General features: G+C 43.6%; 12 protein-coding genes. 9 read left to right on the top strand and 3 right to left on the bottom strand.

Annotated features, from left to right (window positions below; all coding sequences use genetic code 11):
- The first annotated feature begins 224 nt into the window (after positions 1-224).
- From NV379_RS03360 to gyrA, 5 genes are read left to right on the top strand one after another with little or no spacing between them, the layout of a single operon-like run.
- The gene (locus NV379_RS03360; RefSeq protein ID WP_258205848.1) at positions 225-1,031 is read left to right on the top strand and encodes a GDSL-type esterase/lipase family protein; all 807 of its coding nucleotides are present in this window, start codon (positions 225-227) and stop codon (positions 1,029-1,031) included.
- A gap of 53 nt (positions 1,032-1,084) precedes the next feature.
- The gene (locus NV379_RS03355; RefSeq protein ID WP_258206203.1) at positions 1,085-2,026 is read left to right on the top strand and encodes an ABC transporter ATP-binding protein; all 942 of its coding nucleotides are present in this window, start codon (positions 1,085-1,087) and stop codon (positions 2,024-2,026) included.
- Positions 2,019-3,011 (top strand): ABC transporter permease, encoded by a 993-nt coding sequence (locus tag NV379_RS03350; protein WP_258205847.1) that lies wholly within the window; start codon positions 2,019-2,021, stop codon positions 3,009-3,011. The genes NV379_RS03355 and NV379_RS03350 overlap by 8 nt, the downstream gene beginning before the upstream one ends.
- Positions 3,012-3,033: 22 nt before the next feature.
- Entirely contained in the window at positions 3,034-5,007 is a 1,974-nt protein-coding gene (parE, locus tag NV379_RS03345; RefSeq protein WP_258205846.1) for a DNA topoisomerase IV subunit B, read from the top strand.
- Between the two features lie 22 nt (positions 5,008-5,029).
- Positions 5,030-7,471, top strand: a complete 2,442-nt coding sequence (gyrA, locus tag NV379_RS03340) for a DNA gyrase subunit A (protein WP_258205845.1) — start codon at positions 5,030-5,032, stop codon at positions 7,469-7,471.
- A 3-nt stretch (positions 7,472-7,474) separates the two neighbouring features.
- On the opposite strand, the gene NV379_RS03335 is transcribed toward gyrA, so the two are convergent.
- The gene (locus NV379_RS03335; protein WP_258205844.1) at positions 7,475-7,642 is read right to left on the bottom strand and encodes a hypothetical protein; all 168 of its coding nucleotides are present in this window, start codon (positions 7,640-7,642) and stop codon (positions 7,475-7,477) included.
- 157 nt (positions 7,643-7,799) lie between these two features.
- Here NV379_RS03335 and NV379_RS03330 point away from each other — a divergent pair, with 157 nt between their 5' ends.
- Positions 7,800-8,204: a MarR family winged helix-turn-helix transcriptional regulator gene (locus NV379_RS03330; protein WP_258205843.1), complete on the top strand. Its 405-nt coding sequence runs from the start codon at positions 7,800-7,802 to the stop codon at positions 8,202-8,204.
- Here the strand turns inward: NV379_RS03330 and NV379_RS03325 are convergent.
- Together NV379_RS03325 and NV379_RS03320 are read right to left on the bottom strand one after the other, a co-directional pair.
- Positions 8,184-8,903, bottom strand: a complete 720-nt coding sequence (locus tag NV379_RS03325; protein WP_258205842.1) for an RluA family pseudouridine synthase — start codon at positions 8,901-8,903, stop codon at positions 8,184-8,186. The two genes, NV379_RS03330 and NV379_RS03325, sit on opposite strands and share 21 nt — an antisense overlap.
- A 3-nt stretch (positions 8,904-8,906) precedes the next feature.
- Positions 8,907-9,770 carry a class I SAM-dependent methyltransferase gene (locus tag NV379_RS03320; protein ID WP_258205841.1) on the bottom strand — a complete coding sequence of 288 codons (864 nt, stop codon included), beginning with the start codon at positions 9,768-9,770 and terminating at the stop codon, positions 8,907-8,909.
- A gap of 206 nt (positions 9,771-9,976) precedes the next feature.
- Here NV379_RS03320 and glgB point away from each other — a divergent pair, with 206 nt between their 5' ends.
- The 3 genes from glgB to glgD are packed head-to-tail and all read left to right on the top strand — an operon-like array spanning position 9,977 to position 14,167.
- The gene (gene glgB, locus NV379_RS03315; protein WP_258206202.1) at positions 9,977-11,977 is read left to right on the top strand and encodes a 1,4-alpha-glucan branching protein GlgB; all 2,001 of its coding nucleotides are present in this window, start codon (positions 9,977-9,979) and stop codon (positions 11,975-11,977) included.
- Positions 11,904-13,061, top strand: a complete 1,158-nt coding sequence (locus NV379_RS03310) for a glucose-1-phosphate adenylyltransferase (RefSeq protein WP_258205840.1) — start codon at positions 11,904-11,906, stop codon at positions 13,059-13,061. The genes glgB and NV379_RS03310 overlap by 74 nt, the downstream gene beginning before the upstream one ends.
- Entirely contained in the window at positions 13,058-14,167 is a 1,110-nt protein-coding gene (gene glgD, locus NV379_RS03305; RefSeq protein ID WP_258205839.1) for a glucose-1-phosphate adenylyltransferase subunit GlgD, read from the top strand. The genes NV379_RS03310 and glgD overlap by 4 nt, the downstream gene beginning before the upstream one ends.
- The last annotated feature ends 6 nt before the right edge of the window (positions 14,168-14,173 follow it).

Raw genomic sequence — 14,173 nt, 5'->3', positions numbered from 1 at the left:
GTGAAAATACTATAAAACCAATTCAAAAATTTCACGATTGAGACAGCGACCGGAAGTGTTCTTTACTCTGCAGTGTCCCAACTTTTTGAACGAACGCAAGGGGATTGCTACCCACACCTCCCATCTGCTACAATACGATAGGAACATTTGTTTGGAATTTGCAAATTCATCCCAGAAGCTTTACTCTAAAAACAGTTGATTTTCGACAATACTGGGGGAATTTGATGAAATCTTCTCGTACGATTTGGAATGTCGTTGCCATTATTTCCGTTAGCGCAACCCTCTTCTTTGTAGGAGGATTTGCTTATGCAGTTAAACAAATTTTATATCCAACAGCCGTATCCAGTGAAGCGACTCCATCTAAGCAATCGCCTGTAAAGCATGAGATCGGCTCATCGGACAAGATTTCGATACTCGCATTAGGGGATTCCTTAACAGCGGGTTCAGGAGATTCAACGGGCAAAGGATATGTCGTTAGGCTCAAAGAGAAGTTGCAAGCGGATACCGGTAAGCAGGTGTATGTTCGCAACAATTTATCGATCCCTGGTTATGTGACGGACAAGTTACTAGCCGATGTCAGTCAGAAGAAAACACGCGATGCAATTAGTGAAGCAGATATGATTCTAATCAGTATTGGCGGTAATGATATTTTTGCAGGTGGAGCGGGTATGTTCGGTACTGAAGTTGAATTTAATCCTGAGGCCGCTAAGGAACGCGTAAAGCCAGCTTTAACGAAACTTTCGCAAATCGTAGAACAGATCAATCAAGTTAATCCAAAGGCTACGGTAATGTATCTTGGACTTTATCACCCGTTCATTGATATGGACTCTGCACGAGAAGGTGGACCAATTGTTCAAGCATTTAACCTTGAAGCATTTAACATCATGAATAAATATCCACAGATGATATTTGTCCCTACATACGATTTATTTGAGCGCGATGGTGTTCGCTTCTTGAGCCTGGATCATTTTCATCCAAACGGCGATGGGTATGAACGAATTGCAGATCGTTATGCACAAGTATTAAAATAAGCAATTGGTTAGGATAGGAGGCGTCTACCTTGGTGCGAAGTGAATCGGTTGTCATGTCTGTTCAAAATGTGAAGAAGCGTATCGGGAACAAAGAAATCATTAAGGGCATTTCTTTTGAAGTTTATGGCGGCGAAATATTTGGTTTTCTTGGACCGAATGGATCGGGTAAGACGACGACTATTCGAATGCTCGTTGGCTTGATTAAACCGACATCTGGTCGTGTGGAAATGTGTGGATATGACGTGGAGAAGCATCACAATGAAGCGCTCGCTCATGTGGGGTGTATCGTTGAGAATCCAGAAATGTACCCTTATTTAACAGGGTGGGAGAACTTAGAGCACTTTGCACGTATGTTAGACGACGTTGGGGAAGATCGAATTCAAGAGGTCGTCAACACGGTTGGTATGGATGCTCGAATTCATGATAAAGTCAAAACCTACTCATTAGGTATGCGCCAACGATTAGGCATTGCACAAGCGCTGCTTGGACGTCCGAAGCTATTAATATTGGATGAACCGACGAATGGTCTTGATCCGCAAGGCATTAAAGAAATGCGTCATTTTATCCGCAAGTTAGCTGAAGGTGGTCTTTCTCTGTTTGTCTCCTCTCATTTACTGAGTGAAATTCAACAGATGTGTGATCGTGTTGCGATTATTTCTCATGGTGAAGTGATGCAAGTGGGGAAAGTAGAGGATCTAATCGCTGCTGCAGGTTCTCGCGTGATCTGGAAGGTTGCTCCTATAGACCAAGCCATTGCAATTATTGAGCAGGATGAATCGATACAGGTGTTTCAATCTACAAATGCGCAGTCCGAGAGTCATTTCGTGAGTCCAGTTGATCCACAAGAACTTGTAACTGCGATGAATACAGAAGATGTGGCAGGTTTAAATGCCAAGTTCATTCAAGCAGGTGTACAAGTATTTGCAATTGAAACTCGAAATCCTACACTAGAAGACTTATTCTTAAGTGTGACAGAAGGGGGATCGATTGAATAATATGGTTGCTCTTGTGAAGAATGAAGTTATTAAGATGATTAAAAAGCGCCGCTTTTACATTTGCCTATTAATTATGCTAGTCTTGATTCCGATGTTTACATACGCGCAGATGCGAGTCGCGCAAAATAATCAAAAGCAATTCGGTACGACGCAGTGGCAAGTAGAAGCTCGTGAGAAAATTAAAGATTGGACAAGAGCACTTGGCTCACAGCGAGTTGCAGAGGAATGGAAGCAGTTCTATAAAGTTCAAATTAAACAGTACGAATATTATTTGGAAAAAGATGTAGACCCATCTTCACCAAATGGTGTTACGTTTACTCGAGAATTTGCTAAAAACGCAATTTCGCTATTCATTCCACTCATTATCATGATAGTTGCAGCAGATATCGTATCATCGGAACATGGGAGTGGGACAATTAAATTACTATTGACAAGACCTGTATCCCGATGGAAAATCCTATTGAGCAAACTAATTACCTTAATGTTGTTCGTATCGCTCATAGTACTGTCGCTTGGCGTACTCTCGTATGCGATATCCGGACTCATATTTGGTTACGGAGGATGGGATGCACCGATATTTATCGGCTTCCGACCGATTGGGACAGATGTGGATTTATCCTATGTACGAGCAATTGATCAGTGGCTCTACATCATTATGGAACTCAGTCTAGTCTGGTTCGTCGGGATTACGGTTGCGATTATGTCATTAATGTTTTCTGTGCTTGTTCGTTCCACAGCAGCAGGAATGGGCATCATGCTTGCCGTATTAATATCTGGAACGATCCTAACGAACATGGTTTCCTCTTGGGAATCTGCCAAATACTTATTTATGGTCAACTTGCGGTTAACAGACTATTTAAGTGGGACGCTTCCGCCGATAAAAGGTATGGATCTTGGTTTTTCACTTATCGTCTTGTCTGTTTGGGCACTTGGTGCATTGATCGTTTCCTTTACTGTATTTACACGTAAAGATATATTAAATTAATGGATTGTTGTAAGGAGGGCCTATGGCCGATAAGCTAGAGATGAGAACTTCCAGCGGAGGAACTCCGACTGGATATGACGCAGATGATATTCAGATTTTAGAAGGGCTAACAGCCGTACGTAAGCGTCCCGGAATGTACATTGGATCGACGAGTTCATCCGGTTTACACCATTTGGTGTGGGAAATCGTAGATAACGCAGTAGACGAGCATTTAGCAAAGTATTGTAACAAAATTATCGTAACACTCCATAAAGATGGTTCCATTACATGTGATGATTATGGTCGTGGGATTCCAACTGGGATGCATAAGACGGGGATTCCAACACCTCAAGTCGTGTATACGATCCTTCACGCTGGTGGTAAGTTTGGCGGCGGAGGCTATAAGAAGTCCGGTGGTCTTCACGGGGTAGGGGCATCGGTAACGAACGCACTATCTGAATGGCTTGAAGTTGAAATTTACCGTGATGGTAAAATTCATAGGCAGCGATTTGAATACTGGGTTGATGACAAAGGTATAGAGCACGTTGGTGAACCGGCAACAGGTCTTGAAGTTATTGGAAATACTAGACGTACAGGTACGAAAGTATCCTTCAAACCGGATAAGCGCGTGTTTACAGGCGGTACTACATTTAGCTATGACACCCTTGCAGAGCGTCTGCAAGAGATCGCATTCTTGAACTCAGGCTTAGAAGTGACGATTAAAGACGAGCGTTCTGACAAGCATGAAACGTTTCTTTATGCAGGTGGTGCGAGTGAATTCGTAGCCTATCTGAATGAAGAAAAGACTGTGCTGCATGATGTGATTCATTTCTCTGGTGAACGTGATGAGATTGAGATTGAAGTGGCAATGCAGTACAACGATGGGTATACAGAGACGATTGCTTCATTCGTAAACGCCATTCCAACACGCGGCGGCGGTACACATGAGACAGGTTTTAAGACAGCTTATACTCGCGTGATGAATGAATATGCGCGAAAAGCAGCAATTTTGAAAGAAAAAGATAAGAACTTAGACGGCTCTGACCTTCGTGAAGGCATGATGGCTGTTATTAATATTAAAATGGGTGAAGTTGAATTCGTCGGTCAGACGAAAGATCAGCTTGGTTCAGCTTCTGCAAGAAGTGCGGTTGATGCTGTTGTTTCCGAGAAAATGTCCGTATTCCTTGAGGAGAATCCGCAAGTTGCGCAGATGATGCTTAAGAAAGCGGTACAAGCTTCTAAAGCCCGCGAAGCTGCGCGTAAAGCCCGCGAAGAAATTCGTAGCGGGAAGAAGGGGAAAAGTGAGAGTTCCAATCTAAATGGAAAACTCACACCTGCTCAATCGAAGGATTATACGAAGAATGAATTGTTCATTGTCGAAGGGGACTCCGCCGGTGGTTCTGCGAAGCAAGGTCGTGATTCGAAGCATCAGGCGATTCTACCGCTTAAGGGTAAGCCAATGAACCCAGAGAAAGCGAAACTGCTGGATATTCTGAAGAATGACGAATATAAAGCGATTATCGCGGCTATTGGTGCAGGCGTAGGTTCTGAATTTGATGCCGAAGAAAGCAATTATAATAAGATTATTATTATGACGGATGCGGATACAGATGGTGCTCACATTCAGGTATTGCTTCTGACGTTCTTCTATCGTTACATGAAGCCTTTGATCGATTCGGGCAAAGTGTATATTGCACAGCCGCCGCTCTATAAAGTGACGAAGAAAACAGGCAAGAAAACAGTTAGTCACTATGCATGGACGGATGAACAGCTTAATACTTTAACCAAGGAAATGGGTAAAGGTCTTGAATTACAGCGGTACAAGGGACTAGGTGAGATGAATCCAGACCAATTGTGGGAGACGACAATGGATCCTGAGTTACGGACACTGCTTCAAGTTCAGATTGAAGACGCAGCTAAAGCGGAGCGCCGTGTATCGACACTTATGGGTGACAAAGTAGACCCGCGTAAGCGTTGGATTATCGATAATGTAGATTTTACCGAGTACGAGGAATAAGAAAGGTGGGAACTTATCAAGCATGAGTATGTTAGAGCAGTTTTTGCCTGCTTTTCTAGAAGATGTTGTTGGTGACCGTTTCGGTCGCTATTCCAAATATATTATTCAAGATCGTGCGATTCCCGATGTTCGAGATGGACTAAAGCCTGTTCAACGACGCATTCTGTATGCGATGTACGACTCAGGGAATACGCCAGACAAACCCTATCGTAAATCAGCAAAAACCGTCGGTGATGTAATGGGTAACTATCACCCGCACGGTGATCAATCCATTTATGATGGTATGGCGCGAATGACGCAGCCATGGAAAATGGGGCATATGCTCGTTGATGGTCATGGTAACTGGGGTTCGATGGACGATGACCCGCCTGCAGCAATGCGTTATACTGAAGCACGGCTTTCTGAGATTGCGATGGAATTGCTTCGAGATATTGAGAAACGTACGGTTCAGTTCAAGGATAATTTTGATAACACTGCGAAAGAACCCGTTGTTCTTCCTTCGCGGTATCCAAACTTGTTGGTGAATGGTGTTAGCGGGATTTCGGCAGGTTTTGCAACGGAAATTCCAGCACATAACCTGCGAGAAGTTATTAATGCTTGTACCGCACTTATCGATAATCCGGATTTGACTGTGGACGAACTCATGCAAATTGTGAAAGGTCCTGATTTCCCAACTGGTGGTATTATTATGGGAGAAGAAGGCATTCGTGAGGCATATAAGACAGGTAAGGGACGTATTTACATACGCTCCAAAACAGCAATTGAAGACATGCGCGGCGGTCGCGAGCAAATTGTCATTACGGAGATTCCTTATGGGGTTGTGAAATCACGTCTTGTAACGGCAATGGAGAATGTTCGTTTAGAGAAGAAGGTTGAAGGTATTGCAGAAGTGCGGGATGAGAGTGGTCGTGAAGGACTGCGTATTGTCGTTGAGCTTCGTAAAGAGGCGGATGCCAAAGGGATCTTGAACTATTTGCTCAAGAAAACCGATCTTCAAGTGACGTATAACTTCAATATGGTTGCCATCGTGAATAAAACTCCGATGCTACTTGGTATTAAGCAGATCTTGGACGCTTATATCGAGCACCAGAAGGAAGTTGTAACGTTCCGTTCTCAATATGAACTTGAAAAAGCGCTAGATCGTGCGCATGTGCTCGAAGGGCTTGCCAAAGCATTGTCGATTCTCGATGATGTGATTGCAACGATCAAGGCATCTAAGAATCGTCAGGATGCTCAAGCAAATTTGGTTGCCAAGTTTGGATTTAGTGAGCGTCAAGCGGATGCGATTCTAACGCTCCAATTATACCGCTTAACAAACCTTGAGATTACTTCAATTGAAAAAGAATTAAAGGAAATGCAAAAAACGATTGCGTATCTAGAAGGAATTCTAGGTTCAATGAAGAAGCTACTAAATGTGATCAAGAACGAAATGAATGAAATCCGTGATAAATACGGGATTGATCGTCGTTCTGTGATTCAAGGTGAAGTGGAGGAGCTCAAGGTAAACTTGGAGGTTATGGTGACACCGGAAGATGTAATCGTGACTTTATCCCGTGAAGGATACATCAAGCGCACATCGCAGTTATCTTTCACAAGATCAGGCGGGGAAATTGATTCAACGGGGCTTAAAGAAGGCGATTACGTACAATACGTGGGTGAAGTGAACACGATTGAGAATCTGCTAATCTTCACACAACGTGGTCAATACTTCCTATTACCAGTCCATCAAATTCCAGAATACAAGTGGAAAGAGAATGGAACGGCAATCGTGAATGTGATTCCAATTGCCAAAGAAGATCGCATTATCTCTGTTATTCCTGTTAAGGACTTTAACGAGCCGATGCAATCGCTGCTCTTTATCACGAAAGGTGGACAAGTCAAGCGTACCGAGCTTAAAGACTACATGACGAATCGCTCGGCTGCAATTGTAGCTTGTAAAGTTGCAGAAGGTGATGAAGTGATCCAAGTATCAATAAGCGATGGTTCACAGCAAATGCTGCTTGTTACAAAGCTTGGAATGAGCATTCGCTTCCGTGAGAATGAAGTGAATGCGATGGGACGCGTATCGGGTGGTGTAAGAGGCATTCAGCTCAAAGATGGCGATGAAGTCATCTCGGCCCATTTTGTACAAGAGGATGAAGGGGAACTATTAGTTATCTCTGATATCGGCTTTGCCAAACGCTCCTTGATCTGTGACTATCCTGTCCAAGGACGTGGAGGTAAAGGGATTATGACCTTTGAATTTAAAGAAGGCAAGCGAGTTCGTCCGAACGGTAGCACGCTGTTCCGCTCCTTTATTGTGAAGCTGGATTATGAACTAACAGCGATTGTAAGTACAGGAGAACGAGTGCGATTCTCTACAGAAACAGCACCGCTGGATGACTGCAGATCAACAGGTAAGCAGCTTATTCCGGTAGCGAAAGGTCAGTCCATTGTGGACGTACTCAAATTACCTCAATCTTAAAAGTTAATCATAACTGGAATACGTAGATCCAATCGTATCCATCACACGTAACGCAATTTCTAAAATGACCCACAAAGGCACTTTCTCATCCAATTGAAGCAGCCATTGTGGGTCTTTTAGTATACCTAGCTCCAGTGCTCGTTTACCGATCATTTCTTTCCATTCTTCCACGTGATTCACCTCATATTCGGGACATTCGCCTAGATTTTTTCCTATACGGATAGTGTATGTATGACATCTTCAAAAGGTTATCCTTTTCATCTTGACCTCTTATGCTATAATAGAAATAGAATAAACTGGAAGTTTTCCATTCGGGAGTGATGATACAATGTATTCAACCGAATTTGCCAAGTTATGGTTTAAGATTTCTAAGGAAATCAAGAATCATATGGAAACCGAGTTGTCACCTGCTTTGACAGAAGGGCAACTGAATGTGCTTGAGCTTTTGACTGAACAAGAGTCAATGAAGCCGTCTGATTTTCTTGAATATTTGGAAACCACGCCAGCTGCGGTAACAACACTATTAGATCGAATGGAACGAGGCGAATTGATAGAGCGACGTAGAGATGAGAAGGATCGTAGAATTGTCTGGGTACATGTGACAGATAAAGGAAAAGCGGAATACGAACGTGGTATGCGTATCAGACAAGAACTTCTGAACACGTACCTGGATCGTATTTCCGCTCATAATCAGCAGTTATTCATGTATTTACTAGGTAAGATTGCGAATTAATTCACTCCACAAGCTCCAAGGATGTTCTGCAGGTGGGTAAGACGTAAAGTGCAACCATTCTTTCGTTGTTGGATGTTCAAAAGACAGGAACGTAGACCAGAGTGCAATTTGCTGGCCTGGTTTTGTCTTGCTCGCACCATATCTTTGATCACCATAAAGTGGACAACCTATTGTTGCTAGTTGAACACGAATTTGATGAGGACGACCTGTATGAAGCTTTACCTTGATGAGTGAGAAGCCATCTTCACTACCGAGAACTTCGTAATCAAGAATGGCTTCTTTAGCACCGGGTGTTTTAGAGGATACGACAGATACCATATTGCTTTGTGTATCTTTGAGCAAATGGTGTCGCAGGGTACCTTGCAGTGCATTGGGTGTACCATGTACAACAGCAAGATAAATTTTATCCAAATCTCTTGTACGTACCGCGTCCGATAAACGGGATGCGGCTTTTGACGTTCTGGCAAATACCATTGCACCGCCAACTGGACGATCAAGTCGGTGCACGAGACCTAAGTAGACATTACCAGGCTTGTTATAGCGAACCTTAATGTCATCTTTAAGGGCAGTCAGCAAGTCCAAATCACGGGAACTGTCTTCTTGTGTAGGCATGTTGACCGGCTTCTCAACCACAAGGATGTGGTTATCTTCGAACAGAATTGGTATACGTCCATCATGGGTATGTGTAACATCACGCATGAATTACGCCTCCCAGCGACCCAAAATACCGCAAGGTAATTGCAAGCCGGATGTAGTGATTGGCAAGCCAATTTCTCCACTTGTAATGCTACCTCCGTATTTAGGCGTAAGCGCCATCGATAGGATGTTCTTAATTACGGTAGAAGAAATTCCTGTTGTATATGAATTCACGAGCATAAATAGCGGCTTATCTGTCATGATATTCATGCAGCTCTTGATGAAAGGAAATAAATTCTCTTCGAGTTGCCACGTTTCACCGTTGGGTCCACGTCCATAGGAAGGTGGGTCCATGATGATCGCATCGTATTTGTTGCCACGACGCTCTTCACGTTGTACGAATTTAAATACATCATCTGTAATAAAGCGAACAGGACGATCGCCAAGTCCAGATAATTGCAGATTTTCTTTGGCCCATTGTACAACACCTTTGGAAGCATCCACGTGACATACTTCAGCACCTGCATATGCACATGCAACCGCAGCTCCGCCTGTATATCCGAACAAATTAAGTACTTTAATTGGACGTCCTGCCGTTTGGATCTTATCGATCATCCATTTCCAGTTCGCCGCTTGTTCAGGGAATAGCCCTGTATGTTTGAAACCTGTTGGTTTGATGTAGAATTGCAAGTCGTTCCACTTGATCGTCCAGCGCTCAGGCAGTTCCGTACGGAAATCCCATTGTCCGCCGCCGCTATTGCTGCGGTGATAATGACCATCAGCTTGTCTCCAATCACTTGTTTCCTTGCCAATCGGCCAAATAATTTGAGGATCTGGACGACGCAATGTGTACTCACCCCAGCGCTCCAGCTTCTCTCCATTCCCTGTATCTATTACTTCATAATCGACCCAATCTTCAGCCATAAACATCGCAAGCATTCCTTCCTATAATAAGCATTCTAACATCCTATTGTACATGACATTCGACATAATATCCAATGGTGAGGTCGAATTACCCTAGATTTTGTATGGAAATATTAACCTATTCTAGAAAGGGTTTTATAATTTCATGTCGTATTTCTAAACGATAAGGATTATTTTCCAATTATAAGGAGAGATGGACCATAGAGAGAGGGATAGGACTACTAACCGATTACGATATGTATCTGTTTCATCAAGGAACACTCTACCATGCATATAACAAGCTAGGAGCGCATCCGATGGCGTGTAAGGGTGTAGATGGTGTTCGTTTCACGGTATGGGCTCCTCATGCGAAAAATGTGAGGGTAAGTGGTGATTTTAACGATTGGCATGGTGAACTGGCTTGCATGAATCGCGTTAACGAGATTGGTGTATGGTCTTTATTTATACCGCTTGCCAGTGTAGGTGATCATTACAAGTATGAGATCCATACGTGGGACGATCAGGTGTTATTAAAGGCTGATCCGTATGCGTTCCATGCGGAACTTAGACCTGGAACGGCTTCTAAGGTAGTTAATCTTGATGCATATAAATGGAATGATGAGGTGTGGCAGGAGCAGAAGCTGCAATCGAGTCCTTATGAGCAGCCAATGTCCATCTATGAAGTGCATCTCGGTACTTGGAAAAAGAAAGTTCCCAAAAGTGAAGATTTCTATACGTACCGGGAGCTAGCAGAAGAGCTGATCCCTTACGTGGTGGAGATGGGATATACCCACATTGAGCTGCTTCCATTAGCAGAGCATCCATTTGATCGGTCTTGGGGCTACCAGGCGACAGGGTATTATGCGGTGACGAGTCGGTATGGAACGCCTGATGATTTTAAGTACTTTGTAGACTGCTGTCATCAGCAGGGGATCGGCGTCATTATGGATTGGGTTCCAGGTCACTTCTGCAAAGATGATCATGGTTTGCGCCTGTTCGATGGAGATTGTGTGTATGAATACGAAGATCCTCGAAAAGCGGAAAAACCAGAGTGGGGAACACTGACCTTCGATTATGGAAAACCCGAAGTACGGTCGTTTTTAATCTCGAACGCGGTCTTTTGGATGGAGGTCTATCATATTGATGGTATACGGGTGGACGCTGTTGCATCCATGTTGTATACGAATTTCGGTAAGCCACAAGATTTATGGGTGCAAGAAAATAGTCGAGGAGATAATCCACATGCGGTTGCCTTGCTCCAACAATTGAATCAAGCGATCTTTGCGCGTTTCCCCCATGCCTTGATGATGGCTGAAGATTCCTCTTCGTGGCCGAAAGTGACAGCTCCTGTACATGAAGGAGGACTTGGTTTTAATTACAAATGGAACATGGGCTGGATGAACGACATGCTTAAGTTTATGGAGGAAAGCACCGTTCATCGCAAGTGGCATCATCACCTCATTACATTCTCATTCATGTATGCTTTTTCGGAAAATTATGTATTGCCACTGTCGCACGATGAAGTTGTGCATGGCAAGCGATCGCTATTGCACAAAATGCCGGGCGATTATTGGCAAAAGTTTGCGAATTTGCGTGCATTTTATGGGTATATGATGGCGCATCCAGGTAAGAAGCTGCTCTTTATGGGTGGAGAAATCGGTCAATTTGACGAATGGAAGGATTTGGAGTGTGTAGATTGGTTCTTGCTTGAATACGATTCTCATCGCCAGATGCAAGAGTATGTAAAAGCACTGAATCATTTTTATAAACAGGAGAAGGCGCTCTGGGAGCAAGATCATTCTCAAGCTGGATTCAAATGGATTAATCCGCACGATAGCATGCAAAGTATAGCGGTGTTTCTAAGAATGGGGAAGCAGCCTATGGATCAGCTGCTCTACATTGGTAACTTTACCGAATATGTACATGCCAATTATCGAGTTGGTGTCCCCAACGCAGGTGTGTATGCGGAAGTTTTTAATAGCGATCAAGCGATATATGGGGGTTCGGGTCAATGTAATTCGATTCCTCTTGTGAGCGAACCGATCCCTTGGAATGGAATGACACATAGTATTATGGTTCGTGTTCCCCCTCTAGCATCTGTGTTTCTCAGAATGGTAACTGTTGCACCTGAGCGAGCTGATAATGAAGGGAGTAATGAAGATGAGGCAAAAAGAATGCGTAGCAATGCTCCTCGCCGGAGGGGAAGGAAAAAGGCTGGGGGCGCTCACGACTAATTTGGCAAAGCCTGCTGTTCATTTTGGAGGGAAGTATCGGATTATCGATTTCACACTCAGTAATTGTACGAATTCTGGGATCGATACGGTGGGTGTCTTAACGCAGTACCAACCGTTGGTTCTTAATTCATATATAGGAATCGGATCTTCATGGGATTTGGATCGAAAATATGGTGGAGTGACTGTCCTACCTCCTTTTATGGAGCAAAGTGGCGGGGAATGGTACAGCGGAACGGCAAATGCGATTTATCGTAATATCGGGTTCGTGGATCGGTATGATCCGGAATATGTACTCGTGATCTCGGGTGACCATATATACAAAATGGACTATGACCTCATGCTTCAGTTCCATAAGAAGAATCAAGCAGACGCAACAATTGCGGTCATTGAGGTGAAATGGGAAGAGGCGAGTCGATTCGGTATCATGAATACGGACGACGAGCATAACATTACAGAATTTGAAGAGAAACCTAAAGAACCGAAGAACAATAAAGCTTCGATGGGGATTTACATATTCAGTTGGAAGGCACTGAAGAGCTATCTCACTCAGGACGAGCAGAATCCGAATTCTTCGAAAGACTTTGGTAAAGACATCATCCCGCTAATGTTGCAGGATGGGGCGAAGATGGTTGCTTATCCGTTCCAAGGGTATTGGAAAGATGTCGGTACGATTAACTCCCTCTGGGAAGCGAATATGGACTTGCTGGATGAGGAGAATGAGCTTAATCTCAACGACCATGATTGGCGTGTCTATTCGGTCAATCCGTATCAACCACCGCAATATATCGCACCATCTGCACACATTACACGTTCACTTGTGAATGAAGGTTGCTCTGTATTCGGACATGTGGATCATTCGGTACTGTTCTATGGGGTACATGTATCGGAATCAAGTAGTATTCATGACTCTGTGATCATGCCGAATGTCAAGATTGGGCAGAATGTGACAATCCGTAAAGCGATTATTGGAGAAGGCACGATTGTAGAAGATGGAGCAGTGATCGGAAGTAGCGATAATGAAGTGGTCTTAATTGGTACGAATGAGCGAATCACGAAATCAACGGCAGGGAGTGGAGCATATTGAATCGTGTGATGGGTGTCATTAATTTAGTGAATGAGCCAGATGATCTTGAGGAACTAACGTTAGCACGGTGTGCAGCATCGGTTCCTTTTGGGGGACGTTATCGATTAATCGACTTTGCACTATCTTCGATGGTGAATTCAGGTATAGATAATGTGGCGGTCTTCACGCAGCATAAGTATCGCTCCCTCATGGATCATCTCGGTTCTGGAAAAGAATGGGACTTAGATCGTAAACGTGGAGGGTTATTCGTCTTACCTGCTGTAATGGATGATCCGACAGGACGGGCACGAGGCGATTTGTACCAGTTTTACTCTCATCGGGACTATTTTCATAGAGGAAAAGAAGAGTATGTATTGATTGCGGGCAGTCATATGGTGTGCAACATTAACTACAATGAAGCGGTTCAGTTCCATGTGGATAATCTTGCGGATGTGACAGTGATTTATAAGGATATGCCAGTGGAGGAGTCTTGTTCATTCCGTCGGTTAGCCATTCGTGAGGATGGTCGAATTACGGTCATGGAAGATCATACGGGACGACTGCGTACAAGTAACATCTCGATGGAAATGTATATCATGAGTAAGTCGCTGTTGCTGGATATGGTGGAGTCGTGCTTAGCGCAAGGTTATGACAATCTCGTACGAGATGGCATTATGAAAAATATATCAAGGCTCGCTGTATATGGATTCAATTATGGTGGACATGTCGGTATCGTAAATTCCATTCCAAGTTATTATAAGCACTCGATGCAACTGCTCAATCCAAAGACATGGCACGATCTATTCTTACAAAAAAACTTGATCTATACGAAAGTGAAAGACGAACCGCCGAGCAAGTACGCGGAGACGGCTACCGTCAAAAATTCACTTATCGCCAATGGATGTATCATTGAGGGACGTGTTGAGAATTCAATCTTATTCCGCGGGGTCAAAATATGCAAAGGTGCTTACGTGAAAAATGCGATTGTGATGCAAAATTGTATCATTGAAGATAACGTCATTATTGAGAACGCAATTCTTGATAAGAATGTGTTTATATCTAGAGGGCGTGTACTGACTGGGGATTTGAAAGCTCCGTTCATATTAGCCAAAACAAAGATAATTTAATCGAAG

It is taken from the genome of Paenibacillus radicibacter, from assembly GCF_024721995.1.
In the GTDB taxonomy this organism is placed as follows: Bacteria; Bacillota; Bacilli; order Paenibacillales; family NBRC-103111; genus Paenibacillus_AM; species Paenibacillus_AM radicibacter.
This window is presented reverse-complemented; position numbering and strand designations above follow the sequence as displayed.